The organism is Streptococcus mitis (assembly GCF_003942865.1).
In the GTDB taxonomy this organism is placed as follows: domain Bacteria; phylum Bacillota; class Bacilli; order Lactobacillales; family Streptococcaceae; genus Streptococcus; species Streptococcus mitis_BI.
Genome location: NZ_RJNZ01000018.1, coordinates 1 through 26,616, shown reverse-complemented (window position 1 = coordinate 26,616; position 26,616 = coordinate 1). Strand labels below are relative to the sequence as shown.

The following is a 26,616-nucleotide window of genomic DNA, read 5'->3' as shown; positions in this document are numbered from 1 at the left end:
GTATAATAGAGATACGTTTTGAAAGTAGGAGGTATCTATGGACTTAACTAAGCGCTTTAATAAACAGTTAGATAAGATTCAAGTTTCGTTGATTCGTCAGTTTGACCAGGCTATTTCGGAGATTCCTGGGGTCTTGCGTTTGACCTTGGGGGAGCCTGATTTTACAACGCCAGATCATATCAAGGAGGCGGCCAAGCGAGCGATTGATCAGAACCAATCCTACTATACAGGGATGAGTGGTCTGCTGACTCTACGTCAGGCGGCCAGTGACTTTGTTAAGGAAAAGTACCAACTGGACTATGCTCCTGAAAATGAAATCTTGGTTACAATTGGGGCGACAGAGGCTTTATCTGCTACTTTGACGGCTATTTTGGAAGAGGGAGACAAGGTACTTTTGCCAGCTCCTGCCTATCCAGGTTATGAACCGATTGTCAATCTAGTTGGGGCAGAGATTGTCGAGATTGACACAACTGAAAATGGTTTTGTCTTGACTCCTGAAATGTTGGAGAAGGCCATTTTGGAGCAGGGTGACAAGCTCAAGGCGGTTATTCTCAACTATCCAGCCAATCCGACAGGAATTACCTACAGTCGGGAACAATTGGAGGCCTTGGCAGCTGTTTTACGCAAGTATGAGATTTTTGTTGTCTGTGATGAGGTTTACTCAGAATTGACCTACACAGGGGAAGCCCATGTGTCTCTGGGAACCATGTTGAGAGATCAGGCTATTATTATCAATGGTCTATCTAAATCGCATGCCATGACAGGTTGGCGTTTGGGTCTGATTTTTGCTCCTGCAGCCTTTACAGCTCAGTTGATTAAGAGTCACCAGTACTTGGTTACTGCCGCAAATACTATGGCTCAACATGCTGCGGTGGAGGCCTTGACGGCTGGTAAAAACGATGCGGAACCGATGAAGAAGGAATACATCCAGCGTCGGGATTATATTATCGAGAAAATGACTGCTCTTGGTTTTGAGATTATCAAACCAGACGGTGCCTTCTATATCTTTGCTAAGATTCCAGCTGGCTACAATCAAGATTCCTTTGCTTTTCTGAAGGATTTTGCTCAGAAGAAGGCTGTTGCCTTTATCCCTGGAGCAGCCTTTGGGCGTTATGGTGAAGGTTATGTTCGCCTATCTTATGCAGCCAGCATGGAGACTATCAAAGAAGCCATGAAACGACTTGAGGAGTACATGAGAGAATCATGATTCAGTCTATCACGAGTCAAGGCTTGGTGCTCTACAATCGCAATTTTCGTGAGGATGATAAGCTCGTCAAGATTTTTACTGAGCAGGCTGGCAAACGCATGTTTTTTGTCAAACACGCTGGTCAGTCTAAGTTGGCTCCTGTTATTCAGCCCTTGGTGCTGGCACGATTTCTCTTACGAATAAATGATGACGGGCTTAGCTACATTGAGGACTATCATGAGGTGATGACCTTTCCCAAGATTAATAGTGACCTCTTTGTCATGGCTTATGCGACCTATGTGGCAGCTCTTGCAGATGCTAGTTTGCAGGACAATCAGCAGGATGCTCCCTTGTTTGCTTTTTTGCAAAAGACCTTGGAGTTGATGGAAGCGGGCTTGGATTATCAGGTTTTGACCAATATTTTTGAAATTCAAATCTTGACTCGATTTGGAATTAGTCTCAATTTTAATGAGTGTGTTTTTTGCCATCGGGTTGGTCAGGCTTTTGACTTTTCTTTCAAATATGGAGCCTGCCTCTGCCCAGAGCATTATCATGAGGATGAGAGACGTTGCCATCTTAATCCCAATATCCCTTATCTGCTCAATCAATTTCAAGCTATTGATTTTGAGACTTTGGAGACCATTTCGCTCAAGCCTGAAATCAAGCAAGAGCTACGCCAATTTATGGATCAACTCTACGAAGAGTACGTTGGGATTCACCTAAAATCAAAGAAATTTATTGATTCCCTAGCAGACTGGGGACAATTACTAAAAGAGGAAAAGAAATGAAAAAAATCGCAGTAGATGCCATGGGGGGAGATTACGCACCTCAGGCCATCGTTGAGGGTGTCAATCAAGCCCTTGCTGACTTTTCAGATATTGAGGTTCAACTCTATGGAGATGAAAGCAAAATCAAGCAATATCTGACAGCGACAGAGCGCGTCAGCATTATCCATACGGATGAGAAGATTGATTCGGACGATGAACCTACGAGAGCTATTCGGAAGAAGAAAAATGCCAGTATGGTCTTGGCGGCCAAGGCTGTCAAAGAGGGTGAGGCAGACGCTGTTCTCTCAGCTGGGAATACAGGTGCTTTGTTGGCTGCTGGATTCTTTATCGTGGGTCGTATCAAGAATATTGATCGTCCTGGGCTTATGTCGACCTTGCCGACTATTGATGGGAAAGGTTTTGACATGCTGGACCTCGGTGCCAATGCGGAAAATACAGCCCAGCACCTCCATCAATACGCTGTCCTCGGTTCCTTCTATGCAAAAAATGTCCGTGGCATTGCGCAACCACGTGTTGGTTTGCTCAACAATGGAACAGAGAGTAGTAAGGGCGACCCACTTCGCAAGGAAACCTACGAATTATTAGCGGCTGATGAAAGTTTGAACTTTATCGGAAACGTGGAAGCGCGTGATTTGATGAATGGCGTTGCGGATGTTGTTGTGGCAGATGGTTTCACGGGAAACGCTGTGCTCAAATCCATTGAAGGAACAGCCATGGGAATCATGGACTTGCTCAAGACCGCTATTACAGGTGGTGGTCTCCGAGCGAAACTAGGCGCCCTCCTTCTCAAGGATAGCCTCAGAGGTTTGAAAAAACAGCTCAACTACTCAGATGTTGGTGGAGCAGTCTTGTTTGGTGTCAAGGCACCGGTTGTCAAGACTCATGGCTCAAGCGATGCCAAGGCTGTTTATAGTACAATCCGCCAGATTCGTACCATGCTAGAAACAGACGTAGTTGCCCAGACTGCGCGTGAATTTTCAGGAGAATAAAAGAGATGACAGAAAAAGAAATTTTTGACCGTATTGTGACTATTATCCAAGAGCGACAGGGAGAGGATTTTGTCGTGACAGAATCCTTGAGTCTGAAAGACGACTTGGATGCTGACTCAGTTGACTTGATGGAGTTTATCTTGACACTGGAAGATGAATTTAATATCGAAATCAGTGATGAGGAAATTGACCAACTGCAAAGTGTAGGAGATGTGGTAGAAGTCGTCAAAAGTAAAGAATAGCAAGAAGCAACATGCGAGTCGTGTTGCTTTTTTATTGTCAGGAAAAATAGAAAATTTAGAACTTTTAGTGGGAATTACGAATAGATAGATAAGGAAGAAAAAGGAGGAGTGTTTATGTATGTGACTGGTTTTTATCCGTGGTTCATTAAACTATTTTTCAAATAAAATTTAATTAATTGTACATTTTCGAATTATTTTTCGAATAAATAAGTGAGAAGAAAAGGAAGGAGATTACGCGATGTATTTACCAATCTTATTGCCATGGTTTATCAAATGGTATTTAAAATAAATGAAATTTACCTGTTCATTTTAAATCACTTCTCAAATAGATAAGTGAGAAGAAAAGGAAGGAAAAGGAATTCAGTAATTAATCTATTCTGGTTTTTAAAATGGTTTAAGAGCAAGAAGTCGTAAACTAAAAAATAGAAATAAAGGAGAAAAAAGATGACAAATTTTGACAAAATGGAACAAAACTTTGTAACTCTTACAGAAGAAGAGTTGATGAATGTAGATGGGGGAGTTTCTTGGGAGGTAGTTTCCGTGGGTATCGCGATTGGCTGGGGAATTTACCAAGTTGGTGAAGCTGCTGGTAAAACATTCTACTATATTACTCATCCATAGTTTTTGATAAATATGAGCAAGAAAGCATTTTGGATTATACTACTCGTTATTACAATTGTAGTGACTGGCATTGGTTTAGGATTGTCTGCATATAATTATTACGTTTTTGATAGACCTTTTTTCAACAGTACTACTAAAGGCCTGTTGTCTGCATTTGTTATGAGTGTATTGATGATTATTATCGGTATATTAAAAGAAAACTAATTTTTATAATTAAAATGGAGGATATATATGTCAAATTTACAAACTATTGAACAAAATTATACTACGTTAAGTGATATTGAATTGCAAGAAGTTGATGGTGGAGGAGTATTACTTGTGGTTGGTGGTGGTATTTTGGCTATCGGACTGTTAGCTTGGGGTGCGTATAATGGTTATCAGTCGGCAGCACGAGGTGGATAAAAAGAAGGTAGATCGTTTTTTAGTAAAAAGGAGTCTTCTATGAAAACATTTTTATTAGGTTTTGCTGAGGGTTATTTTACCGTATCACTCATTATCTACATCGCAACGTATTTGATGTTGAAAAGTCCAATCAATACCCTATTTTATCCAGAAATTTACCCCGTTTTATTTGGGCTCTTTTATCTAGGCTATAAGGTCAATAAAAAGCAAGTAGAGTGAGCAGCTAAGAATGACTTGTTAGTCTGCGCTGAAAATGGTTAGGGTAGAATCTAAGAATGCATCACATCGGAGTTTAAAAAAATCGTAATTTAGAACGGTGTTATCTATTCTGAATATGAATAGATCATACCAGAGGTGGCTTAGAAATAGCGGGGACATTAGAAATTGAATTAACTTTAAATAGGATGTAGTAAAGGTTACTATCAATGATTTATTTGTCCCAAGCTTGACTAGGGTGTCAGAAAAAAATCAATTTCCTTTCATACCATATTTTTAGTAGGTAGGACGTTTGTTCTACCTATTTTTGTTAAAAAGTGCAATTGAGGTATTTATTTGGAGTTTTACATATATTTTTGATAAAATAGTTATAGAAATTAGGAAAGTTGAAGAAAAGAAATGAAGAAGGTTGTAGGATATTTTTTAGTATTTGTTTTTCTATTTTTGATGAATATTTTCATCTTTAAGATACTAGCAACCCTGGGATTTCAGCTGACAATGAGTGAAAAGAGTTATATTGTACCACCGCTGTTTTCGATTATCGTTGTATATATGATTGACAAAAGAATTAGGAAGAAAAAGAAATAAATATATATTTTAGGTAGAATGTTTGTTCTACCTATTTTTTTATCTTAAAAGTGCAGTTGGGAGGGAGATAGGTGCATTTGGGAAGGAAGTCCAGTTTTTGTTTGGTGATTGGGGTAAGATAGTTGTTATCAGATGAGTTTATACTCTTCGAAAATCAAATTCAAACCACGTCAACGTCGCCTTGCCGTATATATGTGACTGACTTCGTCAGTCCTATCTACAACCTCAAAACAGTGTTTTGAGCAGCCTGCGGCTAGTTTCCTAGTTTGCTCTTTGATTTTCATTGAGTATTAGGGAAAAGGAGATGAATATGAAATTTGGGAAACGTCACTATCGTCCGCAGGTGGATCAGATGGACTGCGGTGTAGCTTCATTAGCCATGGTTTTTGGCTACTATGGTAGCTATTATTCTTTGGCTCACTTGCGAGAATTGGCAAAGACGACCATGGATGGGACGACGGCCTTGGGCTTGGTCAAGGTGGCAGAGGAGATTGGTTTTGAGACGCGAGCAATTAAGGCGGATATGACGCTCTTTGACTTGCCAGATTTGACTTTTCCTTTTGTTGCCCATGTGCTTAAGGAAGGAAAATTGCTCCACTACTATGTGGTGACTGGGCAGGATAAGGATAGCATTCATATTGCCGATCCAGATCCTGGGGTGAAATTGACCAAACTGCCACGTGAGCGTTTTGCGAAAGAATGGACAGGAGTGACTCTTTTTATGGCACCGAGTCCAGACTATAAGCCTCATAAGGATCAAAAGAATGGCCTTCTCTCTTTTATCCCTATATTAGTGAAGCAGCGTGGCTTGATTGCCAATATCGTTTTGGCAACACTCTTGGTAACCTTGATTAACATTGTGGGTTCTTATTATCTGCAGTCTATCATTGATACCTATGTTCCAGATCAGATGCGTTCGACGCTGGGGATTATTTCTATTGGGCTGGTCATTGTTTATATTCTCCAGCAGATCTTGTCTTATGCTCAGGAGTATCTCTTGCTTGTTTTGGGGCAACGCTTGTCAATTGATGTGATTTTGTCCTACATCAAGCATGTTTTTCACCTGCCTATGTCCTTTTTTGCGACACGTCGTACAGGGGAAATTGTGTCTCGTTTTACGGATGCTAACAGTATCATTGATGCGCTGGCTTCGACTATTCTTTCGATTTTTCTAGACGTATCAACGGTTGTCATTATTTCTCTTGTTTTATTTTCACAAAATACCAATCTCTTTTTCATGACCTTATTGGCGCTTCCTATCTATACAGTGATTATCTTTGCCTTTATGAAGCCGTTTGAAAAGATGAATCGGGATACCATGGAAGCCAATGCGGTTCTGTCTTCTTCTATCATCGAGGACATCAACGGTATTGAGACTATCAAGTCTTTGACCAGTGAAAGTCAGCGTTACCAAAAGATTGACAAGGAATTTGTGGATTATCTGAAAAAATCCTTTACCTATAGTCGGGCAGAGAGTCAGCAAAAGGCTCTGAAAAAAGTTGCCCATCTCTTGCTCAATGTCGGCATTCTCTGGATGGGGGCTGTTCTGGTCATGGATGGCAAGATGAGTTTGGGGCAGTTGATTACCTATAATACTTTGCTTGTTTATTTTACCAATCCTTTGGAAAATATCATTAACCTGCAAACCAAGCTTCAGACAGCGCAGGTTGCTAATAATCGTTTAAATGAGGTTTATCTAGTAGCTTCGGAGTTTGAGGAGAAGAAAACGGTTGAGGATTTGAGCTTGATGAAGGGAGAAATGTCCTTCAAGAATGTTCACTACAAGTATGGCTATGGTCGAGACGTCTTGTCAGATATCAATTTGACTATTCCCCAAGGCTCTAAGGTAGCTTTTGTGGGGATTTCAGGATCAGGTAAGACGACTTTGGCCAAGATGATGGTTAATTTTTACGACCCTAGTCAGGGAGAGATTAGTCTGGGTGGTGTCAATCTCAATCAGATTGATAAAAAGGCTTTGCGCCAGTACATTAACTATCTGCCTCAACAGCCCTATGTCTTTAACGGAACGATTTTGGACAATCTTCTTTTGGGAGCCAAGGAGGGGACGACTCAGGAGGATATCTTACGGGCGGTCGAATTGGCAGAGATTCGGGAGGACATTGAGCGGATGCCACTGAATTACCAGACAGAATTGACTTCGGATGGGGCAGGAATTTCAGGTGGTCAACGGCAGAGAATCGCTCTGGCGCGTGCTCTCTTGACAGATGCGCCGGTCTTGATTTTGGATGAGGCGACCAGCAGTTTAGATATTTTGACAGAGAAGCGGATCGTAGATAATCTCATGGCTTTAGATAAAACCTTGATTTTCATTGCTCACCGCTTGACCATTGCTGAGCGGACAGAGAAGGTTGTTGTCTTGGATCAGGGCAAGATTGTTGAAGAAGGAAAGCATGCTGATTTGCTTGCACAGGGTGGCTTCTACGCCCATTTGGTGAATAGCTAGAAAGAGGAGAGGATGAAACCAGAATTTTTAGAAAGTGCGGAGTTTTATAATCGTCGTTACCATAATTTTTCCAGTCGGGTGATTGTCCCCATGTCGCTTCTGCTCGTGTTTTTGCTTGGCTTTGCAATATTTGCAGAGAAGGAGATGAGTTTGTCAACTCGGGCTACTGTTGAGCCTAGTCGTGTTCTGGCAAATATTCAATCAACTAGCAACAATCGCATTCTTGTCAATCATTTGGAAGAAAATAAGCTGGTTAAGAAAGGGGATCTTCTGCTTCAATATCAGGAAGGGGCAGAGGGTGTCCAAGCGGAGGCCTATGCTAGTCAGTTGGACATGCTCAAGGATCAAAAAAAGCAATTGGAGTATTTGCAAAAAAGCCTGCAAGAAGGGACGGACTACTTTCCAGAGGAGGATAAGTTTGGCTACCAGGCCACCTTTCGCGACTACATCAGTCAAGCAGGCAGTCTTAGGGCTAGTACATCGCAACAAAATGAGACTATCGCGTCCCAGAATGCAGCAGCTAGTCAAACCCAAGCTGAAATCGGCAATCTCATCAGCCAAACAGAGGCTAAAATTCGCGATTACCAGACAGCTAAGTCAGCTATTGAAACAGGTGCTTCCTTGGCCAGTCAGAATCTAGCCTACTCTCTCTACCAGTCCTACAAATCTCAGGGGGAGGAAAATCCACAAGCTAAGGCTCAGGCTGTTGCGCAGGTTGAAGCGCAGCTTTCTCAGTTAGAATCCAGTCTTGCTACTTACCGTGTCCAGTATGCAGGTTCAGGTACCCAGCAAGCTTATGCGTCAGGTTTAAGCAGTCAATTGGAGTCTCTCAAATCCCAACACTTGGCTAAGGTTGGTCAGGAATTGACCCTTCTAGAGCAGAAAATCTTGGAGGCAGAGTCAGGTAGGAAGGTACAGGGAAATCTTTTAGACAAAGGGAAAATTACGGCGAGTGAGGATGGGGTGCTTCACCTTAATCCTGAGACTAGTGATTCTACCATGGTAGCAGAAGGTGCCTTACTAGCTCAACTCTATCCGTCCTTGGAAAAAGAAGGGAAAGCCAAACTCACAGCTTATCTAAGTTCAAAAGATGTAGCAAGGATTAAGGTCAGTGATTCTGTTCGCTATACGACGACTCATGATGCTAAGAATCAACTTTTCCTAGAGTCTACTATTACAAGTATTGATGCGACAGCTACTAAGACTGAGAAAGGGAATTTCTTTAAAATCGAGGCGGAGGCTAATCTAACTTCGGAGCAGGCTGCAAAACTTCGGTACGGGGTGGAAGGTCGCCTGCAGATGATTACAGGTAAGAAAAGTTACCTGCGTTATTATTTGGATCAATTTTTGAACAAAGAGTAATGTTCGTGTTTTTAGAGTTAAATGATTTTAAAACTGTGAGAAAGATTCTTCTTGCAGTTTTTTCTTTATGATTTTTGATATCACTACATTATTTATTCGGTTAAATTCTTGTAATTTTAGGTTTTTTATGGTAGAATGTGCTCAAGTAATACGAAAGGCGAACTTTAAAATGTCAAAACAATTGATCTATTCGGGAAAAGCTAAAGATATCTATACAACTGAGGATGAAAATCTTATTATTTCAACTTACAAGGACCAGGCGACTGCTTTCAATGGTGTTAAGAAGGAGCAGATTGCTGGCAAGGGAGTTTTGAATAATCAGATTTCATCTTTTATTTTTGAGAAATTAAATGCGGCTGGTGTGGCAACTCACTTTGTGGAGAAGCTTTCAGACACGGAACAACTCAATAAAAAGGTTAAGATTATTCCTTTGGAAGTCGTGCTCCGAAACTATACTGCTGGTTCCTTTTCAAAACGTTTTGGCGTAGACGAAGGTATCGCATTTGAGATTCCGATTGTCGAATTTTACTATAAAAATGATGATTTGGATGATCCATTTATCAATGACGAGCATGTGAAATTCCTAAAGATTGCGGATGACCAGCAGATTGCCTACTTGAAGGAAGAAACTCGTCGAATCAATGAACTTTTGAAAACTTGGTTTGCTGAGATTGGGCTTAAGTTGATTGACTTTAAGCTAGAGTTCGGTTTTGATAAGGATGGCAAGATTATCTTGGCAGACGAATTTTCACCAGATAACTGCCGTTTGTGGGATGCAGATGGCAACCACATGGATAAGGATGTTTTCCGTAGGGGTCTAGGTGAATTAACAGATGTTTATGAGATTGTTTGGGAAAAGTTGCAGGAATTGAAATAACAACCTCAAGGTCGTTGGGGATATTGCAAGAGCTGAAATAAAGGAATAAGAATTGATGGATAAACGTATTTTTGTTGAAAAAAAGGCTGATTTTCAGGTAAAGTCAGAGAGTTTGGTAAGAGAACTCCAGCATAACTTGGGGCTTTCAAGCTTGAAAAGCATTCGCATTGTGCAAGTGTATGATGTCTTTAACTTGGCAGAGGACTTGTTTGCGCCTGCAGAGAAACACATCTTCTCTGAGCAGGTGACAGACCATGTCTTGGACGAAGCGGCTGTGCAAGCGGATCTTGCCAACTATGCTTTCTTTGCCATTGAAAGCCTACCAGGGCAATTTGACCAGCGTGCAGCATCTTCACAGGAAGCCTTGCTTTTACTAGGAAGTTCGAGTGACGTGACAGTTAATACAGCACAATTGTACTTGGTCAATAAAGATATTGAAGCGGCTGAGTTGGAAGCGGTCAAGAACTACTTGCTCAATCCAGTTGATTCTCGTTTCAAGGACATCACGACAGGGATTGCTAAGCAGGAATTTTCAGAGTCAGACAAGACCATTCCTAAATTGACTTTCTTTGAAAGCTATACAGCAGAAGACTTTGCCCGCTACAAAGCTGAACAAGGGATGGCTATGGAAGTGGATGATTTGCTCTTTATCCAAGACTACTTTAAGTCAATCGGGCGCGTACCAACTGAGACTGAACTCAAGGTTTTGGACACTTACTGGTCTGATCACTGCCGTCACACAACTTTTGAGACTGAGTTGAAGCAGATTGATTTTTCAGCTTCTAAATTCCAAAAGCAATTGCAGTCAACATATGACAAGTATATTGCCATGCGTGAGGAGTTGGGGCGTTCTGAAAAACCGCAAACCTTGATGGATATGGCGACTATTTTCGGTCGTTATGAGCGTGCTAATGGACGTTTGGATGATATGGAAGTGTCAGACGAAATCAATGCTTGCTCAGTTGAAATCGAAGTGGACGTTGATGGTGTGAAAGAACCATGGCTCCTCATGTTTAAAAATGAAACTCATAACCACCCAACTGAGATTGAGCCATTTGGTGGGGCGGCTACTTGTATTGGTGGAGCTATTCGTGACCCATTGTCAGGTCGCTCATATGTCTACCAAGCCATGCGTATCTCAGGTGCCGGTGATATTACAGCACCGATTTCGGAAACGCGTGCTGGTAAGCTGCCACAACAAGTCATTTCTAAAACAGCGGCTCATGGTTATTCTTCATATGGTAACCAGATTGGGCTTGCAACAACCTACGTTCGTGAGTACTTCCACCCAGGTTTTGTAGCTAAACGCATGGAGCTTGGTGCCGTTGTCGGTGCAGCTCCTAAGGGCAATGTTGTCCGTGAAAAACCTGAAGCTGGTGATGCCATTATTCTCCTTGGAGGTAAGACTGGACGTGATGGTGTCGGTGGTGCGACGGGCTCTTCTAAGGTTCAAACGGTTGAGTCTGTGGAAACTGCTGGAGCTGAGGTTCAAAAAGGGAATGCCATCGAAGAACGCAAGATTCAGCGCCTATTCCGTAATGGTGATGTCACTCGTCTCATCAAGAAATCCAACGACTTTGGTGCTGGTGGTGTCTGTGTAGCCATCGGTGAATTAGCAGACGGTCTTGAAATCGACCTCAACAAGGTGCCTCTTAAATACCAGGGCTTGAATGGTACCGAAATTGCCATCTCTGAATCTCAAGAACGGATGGCAGTCGTGGTTTGTCCTGAGGACGTAGATGCCTTTGTTGTAGAATGTAACAAAGAGAATATTGACGCTGTTGTTGTGGCAATAGTAACTGAAAAATCAAATCTAGTCATGCACTGGAATGGAGAAACCATTGTCGACTTGGAACGTCGTTTCCTTGATACAAATGGTGTGCGCGTGGTTGTCGATGCTAAGGTTGTGGACAAGGATGTCAAGCTTCCAGAAGAACGTACAACAAGCGTAGAAACACTGGAAGCAGATACCCTTAAGGTTCTATCTGACCTCAACCATGCGAGTCAAAAAGGATTACAAACTATCTTTGACTGTTCGGTCGGTCGCTCAACGGTTAATCACCCACTTGGCGGTCGCTATCAACTCACACCAACTGAGGCTTCTGTGCAGAAATTGCCAGTTCAACATGGGGTAACTCATACTGCGTCAGTCATGGCTCAAGGGTTTAATCCTTATATTGCAGAATGGTCTCCATACCACGGTGCTGCTTATGCGGTTATTGAAGCAACTGCTCGTTTGGTGGCTGTTGGTGCCAACTGGTCTAAGGCTCGTTTCTCTTACCAAGAGTATTTCGAGCGTATGGATAAACAAGCTGAGCGTTTTGGTCAGCCAGTAGCAGCTCTCCTAGGCTCTATCGAGGCACAAATTCAGCTTGGTTTGCCATCTATCGGTGGTAAGGACTCCATGTCTGGTACTTTTGAAGAATTGACCGTACCGCCAACCTTGGTTGCTTTTGGGGTGACGACAGCGGATAGTCGTAATGTGCTCTCTCCAGAATTTAAAGCTGTTGGGGAAAATATCTACTACATTCCAGGCCAAGCACTCTCAGTAGAGATTGATTTTGACTTAATTAAGAAAAACTTTACTCAATTTGAAGCCCTTCAAAAGGCTCACAAAGTAACAGCGGCTTCAGCTGTCAAATACGGCGGTGTGGTTGAAAGTTTGGCTCTTGCTACCTTTGGAAATCATATTGGTGCAGAGGTGATCTTGCCTGAACTTAAAACAGCTTTGACAGCTCAATTGGGTGGATTTGTCTTTACATCTCCTGAAGAAATTGCTGGAGTAGAGAAAATCGGTCAAACGAAAGCAAACTTTACACTGACTGTAAATGGTGTGAAGCTAGATGGACAGAAACTTGACAGTGCTTTCCAAGGAAAACTGGAAGAAGTTTACCCAACAGAGTTTGACCAAGCCAAAGAACTAGCAGAAGTTCCAGCTGTCGCTACTAATACAGTCATCCAAGCTAAAGAAAAAGTTGAAAAACCGGTGGTCTATATCCCAGTATTCCCAGGAACCAACTCAGAATATGACTCAGCCAAGGCATTTGAAAAAGAAGGCGCAGAGGTTAACTTGGTACCATTCGTGACACTCAATGAAGAAGCCATTGTCAAGTCAGTTGAAACCATGGTTGACAATATCGGTAAGGCTAACATCCTCTTCTTTGCAGGTGGATTCTCAGCTGCGGACGAACCAGATGGTTCAGCTAAGTTTATTGTCAATATCCTGCTCAATGAAAAAGTGCATGCAGCTATTGATAGTTTTATCGCTCGTGGTGGCTTGATTATCGGTATCTGTAATGGATTCCAGGCTTTGGTCAAATCAGGTCTTCTTCCATACGGAAATTTCGAGGATGCTAATAGTACTAGTCCAACCCTCTTCTACAATGATGCCAATCAACACGTGGCCAAGATGGTGGAAACCCGTATTGCCAATACTAACTCGCCGTGGTTGACTGGAGTGCAAGTGGGCGATATCCACGCCATTCCTGTTTCGCACGGTGAAGGGAAGTTTGTCGTGACGGCTGGGGAATTTGCGGAGCTCCGTGACAATGGACAAATTTTCAGCCAATATGTTGACTTTGATGGAAAACCAAGTATGGATTCTAAGTACAATCCGAATGGTTCCGTCCATGCCATTGAGGGAATTACCAGCAAGAACGGTCAAATCATTGGTAAAATGGGACACTCAGAACGTTATGAGGATGGTCTTTTCCAAAATATCCCAGGAAATAAAGACCAGCACCTGTTTGCGTCAGCGGTTAAATACTTTACTGAAAAATAAGACTTGCAGATTTTCTAATAGATAGTATCAGTAATGTAAAAGTCATGTAGATTTAGCTCTTGGTGCTACACAAATAAAAATTAGGTATATAAAATGACATACGAAGTAAAATCTCTTAATGAAGAATGTGGTGTTTTCGGTATCTGGGGACATCCAGATGCTGCTAAATTGACCTATTTTGGTCTCCATAGTCTTCAGCACCGTGGTCAGGAGGGGGCAGGAATCCTCTCCAATGATCAGGGACAATTGAAGCGCCATCGTGACATGGGACTTTTATCAGAAGTCTTCAGAAATCCTGCTAATTTGGATAAATTGACGGGAACTGGTGCGATTGGTCACGTGCGTTATGCGACTGCTGGCGAAGCTTCTGTAGATAATATCCAGCCCTTCCTCTTCCGTTTTCATGATATGCAGTTTGGCTTGGCTCATAATGGCAATCTGACCAATGCAGCCTCTCTCAAGAAAGAATTGGAAGATAGAGGAGCGATTTTCAGCGCGACTTCGGACTCTGAAATCTTGGCTCACCTCATTCGTCGCAGTCACAATCCTAGTCTGATGGGCAAAATCAAGGAGGCGCTCAGCCTAGTTAAAGGTGGTTTTGCCTATATCTTGCTATTTGAAGATAAGTTGATTGCGGCTCTTGACCCCAATGGTTTCCGTCCACTTTCTATCGGGAAAATGGCTAATGGAGCGGTGGTTGTTTCCTCTGAAACCTGTGCTTTTGAAGTCATTGGTGCAGAATGGATTCGTGATTTGAAGCCAGGTGAGATTGTCATCATTGATGACAAGGGCATCCAGTATGATAGCTATACAGATGATACTCAGTTAGCAATCTGTTCTATGGAGTATATCTATTTTGCTCGCCCTGATTCTAATATCCACGGTGTCAATGTCCATACGGCACGGAAACGTATGGGTGCCCAATTGGCGCGTGAATTCAAGCATGAGGCGGATATCGTAGTCGGTGTGCCCAATTCTTCACTCAGCGCGGCTATGGGCTTTGCGGAAGAATCTGGTTTGCCAAACGAAATGGGTCTTATTAAGAATCAATATACGCAACGCACCTTTATCCAACCGACTCAAGAATTGCGGGAGCAAGGGGTGCGGATGAAACTCTCTGCTGTTTCAGGTGTTGTAAAAGGCAAGCGTGTGGTTATGATTGATGACTCTATTGTACGTGGAACAACCTCTCGTCGTATCGTTCAGCTCTTGAAAGAAGCGGGTGCGACTGAGGTTCACGTTGCTATTGGCAGTCCAGCGCTAGCTTATCCATGCTTCTATGGAATTGATATCCAGACACGTCAGGAGCTGATTGCGGCTAATCATACGGTTGAAGAAACTCGTCAAATCATTGGAGCTGACAGCCTGACTTACCTCTCTGTTGAAGGTTTGATTGATTCGATTGGTATTGAAACGGATGCGCCAAATGGTGGTCTCTGTGTCGCTTATTTTGATGGGGATTACCCAACGCCTCTCTACGACTATGAAGAAGACTATCGTAGAAGTTTGGAAGAAAAGACCAGTTTTTACAAATAGACAATAGATCCTCCATTAAAGAAAAGGAATATAAAAATGGCAAATAAAAATGCTTATGCTTCACGTCTCACTACTGACTAAAAGCTAAAGCATTTGTCAGTAGACGCTTTGTCCTATAGGATCAAAGCTAGAGCCCTGACTAGTATTTTTAGATAAAATAATTGTTTATCTAAAAATACGTCGCAATCTTCTCAAAGAAAAGGAATAAATAAATGACAAAAAATGCATATGCCCAGTCGGGTGTAGATGTTGAAGCGGGTTATGAAGTTGTTGAACGAATCAAAAAGCACGTGGCTCGTACGGAGCGTGCAGGTGTCATGGGAGCTCTTGGTGGTTTTGGTGGTATGTTTGACCTTTCAAAGACTGGGGTTAAAGAGCCTGTCTTGATTTCAGGAACTGATGGTGTCGGAACCAAGCTCATGCTGGCTATCAAGTACGACAAGCACGATACCATCGGTCAGGACTGTGTGGCCATGTGTGTCAATGATATCATCGCTGCAGGTGCGGAGCCCCTCTATTTCCTCGACTATGTGGCGACTGGTAAGAATGAACCAGCTAAGCTAGAACAAGTGATTGCTGGAGTCGCTGAAGGTTGTGTGCAGGCAGGCGCAGCCCTCATCGGTGGGGAAACGGCTGAAATGCCTGGCATGTATGGCGCAGATGATTACGATCTAGCTGGTTTTGCGGTCGGTGTGGCTGAAAAATCTCAAATCATAGACGGTTCAAAAGTGGCAGAGGGAGATGTTCTTCTTGGACTTGCTTCAAGTGGGATTCATTCCAATGGTTACTCTCTCGTCCGTCGTGTCTTTGCGGATTACACAGGTGAGGAAATCTTGCCAGAATTGGAAGGCAAGCAACTCAAGGAAGTTTTGCTTGAGCCGACTCGTATCTATGTCAAGGCTATTTTGCCACTCATTAAGGAAGAGTTAGTCAACGGCATTGCCCACATCACTGGTGGTGGCTTTATCGAAAATGTCCCTCGTATGTTTGCAGCTGACTTGGCTGCTGAGATTGAGGAAGACAAGGTTCCAGTTTTACCGATTTTCAAAGCCCTTGAAAAATACGGTCAGATCAAACACGAAGAAATGTTTGAAATCTTCAATATGGGTGTGGGACTCATGTTGGCAGTTAGCCCTGAAAATGTAGGCCGTGTCAAGGAATTGTTGGATGAACCAGTCTATGAAATTGGTCGCATCGCCAAGAAAGAAAACGAAAGTGTCATCATCAAATGAAAAAAATAGCGGTTTTTGCCTCTGGTAATGGCTCGAATTTTCAGGTGATTGCCGAAGAATTTCCGGTTGAGTTTGTCTTTTCAGACCATCGTGATGCCTATGTGCTCGAGCGCGCAGACAAGCTTGGTGTCCTATCCTACGCTTTTGAACTCAAGGAGTTTGAGAGCAAGGCAGACTACGAAGCGGCCCTTGTCGAACTCTTGGAAGAGCACCAGATTGACTTGGTTTGCCTAGCGGGCTACATGAAAATCGTTGGGCCAACCTTATTGGCGGCTTATGAAGGTCGGATTATTAACATTCACCCAGCCTACCTGCCAGAATTTCCAGGAGCTCATGGGATTGAGGATGCTTGGAATGCTGGCGTTGCTGAGAGTGGTGTTACCATTCACTGGGTGGATTCAGGTGTGGATACAGGCAAGGTTATCAAACAAGTGCGTGTGCCACGGCTGGCTGATGATACCATTGACAGTTTTGAAACTCGAATTCATGAAGCAGAGTATAAGTTGTATCCGGAAGTTATTAGAGAATTGTTGGACAAGTAAATGAAAAAATGGTTGGAAACACTTGCCTTGATTACCTTGGTAATCATTCTACGTTTACTGGTAAATTTTTTGTTCCCAGAGATTCCCTATTGGGGGAGATTTTTACTGACAGTAATTTTGGGAGTCTTGGTAATCGTCTCCCTATACTTTATGAATCGAAAAATGCGTAGGTAGAGAGTTTGAAAATGAAAGGAAAAAAGATGACTAAACGCGCTTTAATCAGCGTCTCAGACAAAGCGGGCATTGTTGAATTTGCCCAAGAACTTAAAAAACTTGGTTGGGAGATTATCTCGACAGGTGGGACCAAGGTTGCCCTTGATAATGCTGGGGTAGATACCATTGCGATTGATGATGTGACCGGTTTTCCAGAAATGATGGACGGTCGTGTCAAGACCCTTCATCCAAATATTCACGGTGGACTCCTCGCTCGTCGTGATTTGGATAACCACCTAGAGGCTGCTAAGGATAATCAAATTGAGCTTATCGATCTTGTTGTAGTTAACCTTTACCCATTTAAGGAAACCATTCTCAAACCAGATGTGACTTACGCTGATGCCGTTGAAAACATCGATATCGGCGGGCCATCCATGCTTCGTTCAGCGGCTAAAAATCATGCTAGCGTAATAGTTGTGGTAGATCCAGCTGACTATGCTGTGGTTTTGGACGAGTTGTCAGCCAATGGTGAAACGACTTACGAAACTCGCCAACGTTTAGCAGCCAAGGTTTTCCGCCACACTGCGGCTTATGATGCCTTGATTGCAGAGTATTTTACAGCTCAGGTCGGCGAGAGCAAGCCTGAAAAGTTGACCTTGACCTATGATCTCAAACAAGCTATGCGCTATGGGGAAAATCCTCAACAGGATGCCGATTTCTACCAAAAAGCCTTGCCGACGGATTACTCCATTGCTTCAGCGAAACAGCTTAACGGTAAGGAACTGTCATTCAACAATATCCGCGATGCGGATGCAGCTATTCGTATCATCCGTGACTTCAAAGATCGTCCAACCGTTGTGGCTCTCAAACACATGAACCCGTGCGGTATCGGTCAGGCTAATGACATTGAGACTGCTTGGGCCTACGCTTATGAGTCTGATCCAGTGTCTATCTTCGGTGGAATTGTCGTTCTCAACCGTGAGGTGGATGCTGCGACAGCTGAGAAGATGCATGGTGTATTTCTTGAAATCATCATTGCACCAAGCTATACGGATGAAGCGCTAGACATTTTGACCAATAAAAAGAAAAACTTGCGTATCCTTGCCTTGCCATTTGATGCTCAAGAGGCTAGCGAAGTGGAAGCAGAATACACAGGTGTTGTCGGTGGACTTCTGGTGCAAAACCAAGACGTGGTCAAAGAAAGTCCAGCTGACTGGCAAGTGGTGACCAAACGCCAGCCAACTGAGACAGAAGCAACTGCCCTTGAGTTCGCTTGGAAGGCTATTAAATACGTCAAATCAAACGGAATTATCGTGACCAACGACCACATGACACTTGGTGTTGGTCCAGGTCAAACTAACCGTGTGGCTTCAGTCCGTATTGCCATTGACCAAGCCAAAGATCGTCTGGACGGGGCGGTCCTTGCTTCAGATGCCTTCTTCCCATTTGCGGATAACGTGGAAGAAATCGCCAAAGCAGGCATTAAAGCCATTATCCAGCCGGGTGGGTCCGTCCGTGACCAAGAATCTATCGAAGCTGCGGATAAATACGGCTTGACTATGATTTTCACAGGAGTGAGACATTTTAGACATTAATTTTTGAAATAATGGAGTGTGGTTGGGGAAAAAGTCTATGAAATCAGAAAAACGCATAGTATCAGATTGAACTGCACCCCAAAAGTTAGACAGAAAAAATCTAACTTTTGGGGTGTTTTTATTATGAAATTAACTTATGATGATAAAGTTCAGATCTATGAACTTAGAAAACAAGGATATAGCTTAGAGAAGCTTTCAAATAAATTTGGGATAAACAATTCTAATCTTAGGTACATGATTAAATTGATTGATCGTTACGGAATGGAGTTCGTCAAAAAAGGGAAAAATCGTTACTATTCTCCTGATTTAAAACAAGAAATGATTAATAAAGTCTTACATGAAGGCTGGACTAAAGATAGAGTTTCTCTTGAATACGGTCTCCCAAGTCGTACGACACTTCTTAACTGGCTAGCACAATACAGGAAAAACGGGTATACTATTGTTGAGAAACCAAGAGGGAGAGGACCTAAAATGGGACGTAAGCCAAAAAAGAGACCTGAAGAGAGGACAGAATTAGAACGTCTTCAAGCAGAAAATGAGTACCTGAGAGCGGAGAATGCCATCCTAAAAAAGTTGAGAGAACTCCGATTGAAGGAGAAAAAAGAGAAAGAAGAAAGACAGAAATTGTTCAAGAACTAATTACTGATTTTTCGTTAGATATTCTTCTAAAAGTCATTAAATTAGCTCGTTCGACCTACTACTATCACTTGAAACAGCTAGACAAACTAGATAAGAATCAAGAGCTTAAAGCTGAAATTCAATCCATTTTTATCGAACATAAGGGAAATTATAGTTATCGTCGGATTCATTTAGAACTAAGAAATCGTGGTTATCTGGTAAATCATAAAATAGTTCAACGCTTGATGAAAGTACTCAATTTACAAGCTAAAATGCGACAGAAACGAAAATATTCTTCTCATAAAGGAAATGTTGGTAAGAAGGCAGAGAATCTCATTAAACGTCAATTTGAAGGCTCTAAAACAATGGAAAAGTGCTACACAGATGTGACAGAATTTGCCATTCCAGCAAGTACTCAAAAGCTTTACTTATCACCAGTTTTAGACGGCTTTAACAGCACTTAGAACAAGTAAAAACGATGTTGGAACAGGCCTTCACAGAGAAACACTACGAGGATACGATTCTCCATAGTGACCAAGGTTGGCAATACCAACATGATTCTTATCATCGGTTCCTATAGAGTAAGGGAATTCAAGCATCCATGTCACGTAAGGGTAACAGCCCAGACAATGGTATGATGGAGTCCTTCTTTGGGATTCTGAAATCGGAAATGTTTTACGGTTATGAGAAGTCGTTTCAGTCGCTTAAGCAATTGGAACAAGCTATTGTAGACTATATTGATTACTACAACAATAAACGAATTAAGGTAAAACTAAAAGGACTTAGCCCTGTGCAATACAGAACTAAATCCTTTGGATAAATTAATTGTCTAACTTTTTGGGGTCAGTACAAAACAACTTGGAACTATGCGTTTTGTTGTAGAAAGATTTACTTCATTTTCTACTAAAATTGAGTTTTTCCCCAATCTCGTTTTTTGAGGATAATTTAGTAGAAAAGTTAATTTTTACAAAATTAAAAGAGAAGTTTATAATGAGACTAAAATACGATATATTCTAGAAGAATAAAGGATATAATAACCTTTATGAATTAATGATTAAGATAGTGATTTAATAAAAAATCTATATTCAGTTACAAGTTTTGACTATTTCAGGGTTTGTTAGACAATCCATGTTAGAAAAAATTGAAGGCGAATATGATTTACAGATTTTACGTCAAGCAATAGCAAAAGATGATGGTAGGAAAATCTCGCATGAGGATTTGATGAATGATTTTGGACTATTAGTTATCAAGTAACTTATACGTAACAAATTCTCAAACAACTTAAAAAATTAGACGCCTTTACTTTCTAAATCATTCTTTAATGGATTGGTACAAATTTAATGAATATAGCCAATTCTCGTCAACACGGAAAAGAATTAACATCTGAATGTTTGGGAGATTAACACTATCATGTTGGAGATTATCGAATTCTCGCCGATATCAAAGAAGATGAAATAGTGATAGAAGTTCTTACTATAGGCCATAGAAGAGCTATTTATTTTATATTGTAGTCACAGTTTCTTTTGAAGTTTTAAGGATTAGTTTTGAATCTAGGGTTTCAAAATTCTATATAGTTATGGGGAAACTTATTTTGAGGTGATAATCAAGTAAATCTTTCTATATTAAAAAGTACAATCTCAAGTTTTTAATACTTAAATTGTCAAATTAAGTTAGACTTTTCAAGTAACTAAAAAAACTTGGTATATTCTCGAATGACTTCAATATATAGAAGTCATTTTTTACAAATTTATTAAGCTGTTTTATATGAAAAATATTTCATATATGTTTTAAATAGGATACAAGCCTTGTTTTTTTGGTATAATTAAAGAAAAAAGAAATGAAGATCATGAAAAAATTTCAAGTTTTTACTCCTTCTCAGTATGTTGAACAGATGTTAGATAGCGTTGATTATCAAGGTGATATAATCTTAAAAAAATATTTTCTTGAAAATTCGGTTGGTGAAGGGAATATACTATTAATAGCTGTAGAAAGATATATACAGTCAGCGCAAAGCGCAGATCTTTCTCCAAGAGAACTGAAGAAAGATTTAGAACAATATTTTATTGGCTATGAGGTAGATAAGTCTGTAATCGATTCTTGTATATCTAATTTAAATAATCTAGTATTAAAATATGGATTGAGAGATGTAAAGTGGGATATTCGAAATGAGGATTATCTCAAATCTATTTTAGAAGTTCAGGCTGATTATATTGTAGGTAATCCACCCTATATTACTTATCAAGAGCTTTTACTAGATCAAAGACAATATTTAAAATCAAATTTTCTTTCTTGTAAAATAGGAAAATTTGATTATTGTTATGCCTTTATTGAAAAGAGTATGAGAGATTTATCGAAAAAATCTGGGAAGATGGCTTACCTAATTCCAAATAGTATTTTTAAAAATGTATTTGCTCAAAACTTGAGAGATATGATAGTTACCAATATTAAAAATATTATCGATTATAAGCATACGCATATTTTTGGGAATGTTTTGACATCATCTGCGATTATTATTATTGATAGTAATAATAACATAAACAATAAAGTTTTCTATAATGACATAGATAATAATGAAAGTTTCAAAATCGATAAAAAATTTTTAAGTGGTCAATGGTATTTTGGAGTTGATTCAAGAGAATGTGAATCAGAGTTCAAGTTCGGAGATTTATTCAAAGTAGCGAACAGTGTTGCAACTTTATTAAACAGGGTGTTTGTGATATCCGATGATTTGAATGTTGAAGATGGAGTCGTTAGACCAGCAGCTAGTCCAAGGCGACTATCTAAAGGACTTGATGAAAGAATAATTTTTCCGTATGCTTATGTTGAAGGTCAGTTAAAGAGATATTCTGTTGAGGAATTTAAAAAAAGCTTCCCTAAAGCTTTTGACTATCTGAAAGATAATATGAGTGCTTTGAAAAAGAGGAAATCAGATGGGAAATGGTTTGAATATGGAAGAAGTCAAGGTCTTCATTTTTTAAATCAGAGAAAATTAATGATTTCATCAGTGATAACAGAAAAGGTAAATGTTTATGATTTGGATGAAAGAACAATTCCTTATTCTGGTTTTTATATTATTCCGACAGGAGACAGGACATTAGAATTTGCTAAACAAATTTTGGAGTCAGAAGAATTTTATAAGTATTTAGAAACTAGAGCAATTAATGCAAGTGGAAAATCACTTAGAATTTCTGTAAATGACATAAAGAATTATCCAGTAAACCTGTAGTGACTATCAAGGAGTGTAGTATGGTTAAAGAGGTTGCATTTAGTGTTAGTGCAAAAGCTGCTCGGTTAATAGGGCGAGAAAATATAACAGATGTTAGTGGGGCTTTGACAGAATTAGTGAAAAATTCGTATGATGCTGATGCGGAATCAGTATTAATCAATTACGATATACCTTTTCCTATTATTGAAGAAGGACAAGATATTAGTGATAATATCAATGTTCTATCTGCTGAAGACTTTGAATTTTTAAATAGTGAATATATAGAAAATAAAAACTCAGCCACTAAAATACGTATTTTCTCCAATGAAAATATTGAATTAGATTCTAATGAAGAAAATAAAAAAAATAAATTAGAAACTGTTAAGGAAGTTCTTTCTAAATATAATCATATTTATATTGTTGATAATGGAACGGGAATGACTGAAGAAATTCTTTCTACAGTTTGGATGAATATAGGGACCAGCGATAAAGAGAAAAATACAACTAGTAAAAAAGGTAGGCAGAAAACAGGAGCAAAGGGGATTGGCAGGTTTGCTCTTGATAAGTTATCTACTGCTACTGAAGTCTATACTCGTCAAATAGATAATTCCCTTTATAGATGGAGATTAAATTGGGAATTATTTGAAAAAGCTGAACTTATTGATGATGTGAAGGCAGAATTAGAAATTATTGATGACAAGACTATGGCTCAGATTTCAGAAATGTTTATCAAGTCGAATGAGAATGAATTTATTGATTTTGAAAATAATTCTGGAACTATAATTCATTTGAATCCGATTAGAGATAATTGGTTTAATAGAGATTTCCGGAAAGTAAACAAAAATTTAAAAAGTATTAATCCACTGACTAGTACAGATTGTTTTGAAGTAAATGTGTTGAATAATTATGACCATAGTCTAGATTTTAAAACTTCCCAAGATCGTTTTGATAGAAAAAGATATGATTATAGAGTAAAGGCAGAGGTAAAGAATGGGGAGCTCAGTTTGCTTTTTGATAGAAATGAGCTTGATTTGTCATTGAAAATCATTGAAGTAACTAAAGGGGGTGAGAGTTTTTCTATAGATCTAGATTCTGAATTTTGGAGCGACAGTGCTTTTCAAAAGAAATTAACAAATAAGTCTAGCTTCGATAGTAGCATAGAATATTCGTTTAAAATTTCAGATATCATAGATTCTAATGATTTCTCTATCAGAGATATTGAAAGTATTGGTGATTTTACTACAGAACTCTTCTTTCTAAAGAGCGCAGCAAGTTCTATACCTATTTTGAAAAGGTTTAATGCTACCGAAAGAAAAAAGTGGTCTGAAAATTTTTCGGGTATAAAAATATATAGAGACAACTTTAAAGTACGCCCGTATGGAGATGATGGCAGATATTTTGATTGGCTGAGTCTGTCAGAGAGACAACAGAAGAATCCAGGTGCACCAACTAATAAAGCTCCTTGGAGGGTTTTGCCGTATCAAATTTTTGGAGAAGTACTAATTTCTAGAGAAGGAAATCCAAATTTAACAGATAGTGCCAATCGAGAAAGCCTAGTAGAAAACAGAGAATATTCTCTACTAAAAGAAATATTATTATTTATTATTGAACAATTTGAAGCAGATAGACAATATCCATTGCAAGTATTAGGGAATCTGATTGATCGCCGCTATGAGAAAATTCGTTCAGAAAAGAAAAAAATTTTTATGAAAGATATCAAAAGAAATTTATCAGAAGGGAAAGGGTCTGTTCCTGAAGATAGGTCCAGTGATACTGAAACTTCTTTTGATAGTAAAAATAATTCAGAAGATGAGTTTAATACTGAATTTAAAGATAGCGATATAGAGCAGGCCTTAGATAGAATTACTGGTGAATTTGAACAGAGTGAAATAATGAATATACTTATGTCATTGAGTTCATCCGGTGTAATGGCTTCGACTTTTGCTCATGAGATAAATGGAGTTGCAACTGATTTGGGTACTCGTAATGACCACTTAAAGATGTGCATGGATTCGATATTAGCTGAGAGTGATTATAGAGGTGAAAGCTTTTTAAATCCATACAAATTATTGCAATTTTATTCTGTAACTGACAGGTTATTGGCTGCGTGGTTATCAGTCATTATCACCCCTCTTGAGAAAGAGTCGAGAGAAGAAACTATTTCTAGTTTTGATTACGAATTACGTCATATTATACAATTGTGGAAACCGTTACTAGATTCTAAATTCATATCAATATATGAGGATTTTTCTGAATCAAAAATTACCCTCGACAATTTCAATAAATTAGATTTGTTTTTAATTTTAAATAATTTCATTTTAAATTCAGCTTATTATTTGGAAGAGAAGGATTCTGGTGAAAGGCGAATAGATATTTCTCTTGCTGAAACACAAAGTTTAATAATTCTTGAACTTTCAAATAATGGGAAAGAATTATCTGAAAAGTATAAAGCTAACCCAAATTATATTTTAAAACCAGGTATTACTACGAAGCCTGAAGATGACGGAACTGGCTTAGGTATGTGGATTTTAAATGAGGCAGTGGAAAGAAATGGTGGCAGGACAGAAGTAATTTCGGATTTTAAAGGTTTCAAAATAAAGATTATATTTAGTAAACAAAAGGAGGTATAATAGTGATAAATATTGGAATTGTTGAAGATAAGGAGTCTGAACTTGATAATATAAAGAGGTGTTTTTATGGTTATTATAGGGGAGATTGTGGTTTTCAAGATTACATCATAGATGAATATGGGGAAAAAGAAGAATTAGTTAATAAAATTTTAGATGATATCTTAAATACTAGGATTGATGTATTAGTGGTAGACTATCTAATTTCTAGAGAAGGTTTTAAGATTGTGGGAAATGAAGTATATGAATCAGTAAAAAGACATATTCAAAATTTCCCCGTTATCATTCTTACACAATACGTTGACGATTCTCAAAGAAGTGAAATCATAGACCCGGATAAGGTTTATAGGAAAAGTATTTTTTTTGATATAAATACTCAAGAATCAAAGGATTCATTGAAGAACATAGATATAAGTATAAGAAACTTTCAAAGACAAAAAGAAAAAATAGAGCAAAAAATTTTGTACGAGCAACAAAAGATTAAGGATAGAGAGATCGATCCATCAGTTCTTATTAATCTATCTGAATTGGAGCTTAACTTAAATAAATATATAGTTTCTGATAGCGCAACTGAACTAGATAAATTGTTTGATACTAGTCAGTTAGAATGTGCAGTAAAACTTATAAAGGATCTAGGAGAATTGTAATATTTATGGAAAAGATTGGAGAATTTCGGTATCATAAAATTATACGGACTTGTCAGAAAAAATATAAAAATTATAAAAGTTATAAAAAAAATTTAAAAAAAGATTTCGAGAGTAAGTGTGCTTATTGTAATGTTTCAGACGAGCAAATTACGACCCCATTTGAAGTAGACCATTTTGTACCAAGTAAAATTTGTGAAGAATATAATAGGTGTGATTTGATTACCGATTACAGTAATCTGATATACTCTTGCAAGAAGTGTAATTTAGCCAAGAGTGATTTGTATAATGGAAGCAAAATCCCGGAAGAACTGTCTAATGATAGATTTTATAATCCTGTAGATGTTGATTATAATAATATATTTTACAGAAATATTATAGGTGGTATTGATTCGCAAGATATAAAAGGTCGAAATATGATTGTTGATTTGAAACTTTACCGAGTTTTTCATAATTATGCTTGGATTTCGGAAGAACTGTTTAGAGTACGTTCTGAAATCGATGCTAAAATTGATAAAATTCCAGCTGAAAATGAAAAGCGAATGAAATTATTGGAAGTTCATAGAATCGTAACTAATGAAGCTATAAAGTATAAGGAATTGTTTCAAAAAGTTTACAATAAGTGATTTTTATCGCATCACACCTGTGATGCGATTTTTTGAGGCTCTTTGTCAACTGTAGTGGGTTGAGAAAAGCTACGATCTAGAAAGGACAAATTTCGTCCTTTCTTTTTTGATGTTCAGAGCAATAAAAATCCGTTTTTTGAAGTTTTCAAAGTTTCGAAAACCAAATGCATTTCGTTTGATAAGTTTGATAAGATTATTAGTCGCTTCTAATTTGGCGTTGGAATAGGGTAATTGAAGGGCGTTGACAATTTTCTCTTTATCCTTAAGAAAGGTTTTAAAGACAGTCTGAAAAAGAGGATGAACCTGCTTTAGATTGTCCTCA

General features: G+C 39.3%; 22 protein-coding genes and 2 pseudogenes. 23 read left to right on the top strand and 1 reads right to left on the bottom strand.

Features of this window, described 5'->3' with window-relative positions:
• Positions 1-37: 37 nt before the first annotated feature.
• The 23 genes and pseudogenes from D8845_RS09880 to D8845_RS09765 all read left to right on the top strand — a co-directional run bounded on the left by D8845_RS09880 (position 38) and on the right by D8845_RS09765 (position 26,294).
• The gene (locus D8845_RS09880) at positions 38-1,207 is read left to right on the top strand and encodes a pyridoxal phosphate-dependent aminotransferase (RefSeq protein WP_125453306.1); all 1,170 of its coding nucleotides are present in this window, start codon (positions 38-40) and stop codon (positions 1,205-1,207) included.
• Complete coding sequence (gene recO / locus D8845_RS09875; protein WP_000616135.1) at positions 1,204-1,974, top strand: DNA repair protein RecO; 771 nt, start codon at positions 1,204-1,206, stop codon at positions 1,972-1,974. The genes D8845_RS09880 and recO overlap by 4 nt, the downstream gene beginning before the upstream one ends.
• Positions 1,971-2,963 (top strand): phosphate acyltransferase PlsX, encoded by a 993-nt coding sequence (gene plsX / locus D8845_RS09870; RefSeq protein WP_125453305.1) that lies wholly within the window; start codon positions 1,971-1,973, stop codon positions 2,961-2,963. Before recO ends, plsX begins: the two co-directional genes overlap by 4 nt.
• Before the next feature lie 5 nt (positions 2,964-2,968).
• Complete coding sequence (locus tag D8845_RS09865; protein ID WP_000136444.1) at positions 2,969-3,205, top strand: acyl carrier protein; 237 nt, start codon at positions 2,969-2,971, stop codon at positions 3,203-3,205.
• A gap of 444 nt (positions 3,206-3,649) precedes the next feature.
• Entirely contained in the window at positions 3,650-3,826 is a 177-nt protein-coding gene (locus D8845_RS09860; RefSeq protein WP_125453304.1) for a class IIb bacteriocin, lactobin A/cerein 7B family, read from the top strand.
• A gap of 231 nt (positions 3,827-4,057) precedes the next feature.
• A complete protein-coding gene (locus tag D8845_RS09850; protein WP_007522555.1) occupies positions 4,058-4,228 on the top strand; it encodes a H354_08695 family bacteriocin-like peptide in 171 nt (56 codons plus the stop codon).
• A gap of 39 nt (positions 4,229-4,267) precedes the next feature.
• On the top strand, positions 4,268-4,447 hold the full coding sequence (locus tag D8845_RS09845) for a hypothetical protein (protein ID WP_125453302.1): 180 nt from the start codon (positions 4,268-4,270) through the stop codon (positions 4,445-4,447).
• A gap of 396 nt (positions 4,448-4,843) precedes the next feature.
• Complete coding sequence (locus D8845_RS10535) at positions 4,844-5,032, top strand: hypothetical protein (protein ID WP_004269957.1); 189 nt, start codon at positions 4,844-4,846, stop codon at positions 5,030-5,032.
• 310 nt (positions 5,033-5,342) lie between these two features.
• Positions 5,343-7,496, top strand: a complete 2,154-nt coding sequence (gene comA / locus D8845_RS09835) for a peptide cleavage/export ABC transporter ComA (protein ID WP_125453301.1) — start codon at positions 5,343-5,345, stop codon at positions 7,494-7,496.
• A 12-nt stretch (positions 7,497-7,508) separates the two neighbouring features.
• On the top strand, positions 7,509-8,858 hold the full coding sequence (gene comB, locus D8845_RS09830; protein ID WP_125453300.1) for a competence pheromone export protein ComB: 1,350 nt from the start codon (positions 7,509-7,511) through the stop codon (positions 8,856-8,858).
• 169 nt (positions 8,859-9,027) lie between these two features.
• On the top strand, positions 9,028-9,735 hold the full coding sequence (gene purC / locus D8845_RS09825; RefSeq protein WP_185757447.1) for a phosphoribosylaminoimidazolesuccinocarboxamide synthase: 708 nt from the start codon (positions 9,028-9,030) through the stop codon (positions 9,733-9,735).
• Positions 9,736-9,790: 55 nt separating this feature from the next.
• Positions 9,791-13,516 carry a phosphoribosylformylglycinamidine synthase gene (locus tag D8845_RS09820; RefSeq protein WP_125453298.1) on the top strand — a complete coding sequence of 1,242 codons (3,726 nt, stop codon included), beginning with the start codon at positions 9,791-9,793 and terminating at the stop codon, positions 13,514-13,516.
• A 93-nt stretch (positions 13,517-13,609) separates the two neighbouring features.
• Positions 13,610-15,052, top strand: a complete 1,443-nt coding sequence (purF, locus tag D8845_RS09815; RefSeq protein ID WP_049522364.1) for an amidophosphoribosyltransferase — start codon at positions 13,610-13,612, stop codon at positions 15,050-15,052.
• 212 nt (positions 15,053-15,264) lie between these two features.
• Complete coding sequence (purM, locus tag D8845_RS09810) at positions 15,265-16,284, top strand: phosphoribosylformylglycinamidine cyclo-ligase (RefSeq protein ID WP_125453297.1); 1,020 nt, start codon at positions 15,265-15,267, stop codon at positions 16,282-16,284.
• The gene (gene purN, locus D8845_RS09805) at positions 16,281-16,826 is read left to right on the top strand and encodes a phosphoribosylglycinamide formyltransferase (RefSeq protein WP_125453296.1); all 546 of its coding nucleotides are present in this window, start codon (positions 16,281-16,283) and stop codon (positions 16,824-16,826) included. Before purM ends, purN begins: the two co-directional genes overlap by 4 nt.
• 200 nt (positions 16,827-17,026) lie before the next feature.
• Positions 17,027-18,574, top strand: coding sequence for a bifunctional phosphoribosylaminoimidazolecarboxamide formyltransferase/IMP cyclohydrolase (purH, locus tag D8845_RS09800; RefSeq protein WP_125453295.1), 1,548 nt, complete (start codon positions 17,027-17,029; stop codon positions 18,572-18,574).
• A 123-nt stretch (positions 18,575-18,697) separates the two neighbouring features.
• Positions 18,698-20,012 (top strand): annotated as a pseudogene (locus D8845_RS09795) (IS3 family transposase).
• 308 nt (positions 20,013-20,320) lie between these two features.
• Positions 20,321-20,446: a DUF6290 family protein gene (locus tag D8845_RS10365; protein WP_231082608.1), complete on the top strand. Its 126-nt coding sequence runs from the start codon at positions 20,321-20,323 to the stop codon at positions 20,444-20,446.
• A 164-nt stretch (positions 20,447-20,610) separates the two neighbouring features.
• A pseudogene (locus D8845_RS10625) lies at positions 20,611-20,703 on the top strand (type II toxin-antitoxin system RelE family toxin); the annotation flags it as partial.
• 335 nt (positions 20,704-21,038) lie between these two features.
• The gene (locus D8845_RS09780) at positions 21,039-22,418 is read left to right on the top strand and encodes an Eco57I restriction-modification methylase domain-containing protein (RefSeq protein WP_125453294.1); all 1,380 of its coding nucleotides are present in this window, start codon (positions 21,039-21,041) and stop codon (positions 22,416-22,418) included.
• A gap of 20 nt (positions 22,419-22,438) precedes the next feature.
• Complete coding sequence (locus D8845_RS09775) at positions 22,439-25,027, top strand: ATP-binding protein (protein ID WP_125453293.1); 2,589 nt, start codon at positions 22,439-22,441, stop codon at positions 25,025-25,027.
• A 2-nt stretch (positions 25,028-25,029) separates the two neighbouring features.
• Positions 25,030-25,671, top strand: a complete 642-nt coding sequence (locus tag D8845_RS09770) for a hypothetical protein (RefSeq protein ID WP_125453292.1) — start codon at positions 25,030-25,032, stop codon at positions 25,669-25,671.
• A 5-nt stretch (positions 25,672-25,676) separates the two neighbouring features.
• Positions 25,677-26,294 carry an HNH endonuclease gene (locus D8845_RS09765; protein WP_125453291.1) on the top strand — a complete coding sequence of 206 codons (618 nt, stop codon included), beginning with the start codon at positions 25,677-25,679 and terminating at the stop codon, positions 26,292-26,294.
• A 69-nt stretch (positions 26,295-26,363) separates the two neighbouring features.
• On the opposite strand, the gene D8845_RS09760 is transcribed toward D8845_RS09765, so the two are convergent.
• Positions 26,364-26,616: transposase (locus tag D8845_RS09760; protein WP_142998972.1), on the bottom strand; the 253-nt coding region annotated here is incomplete at its 5' end.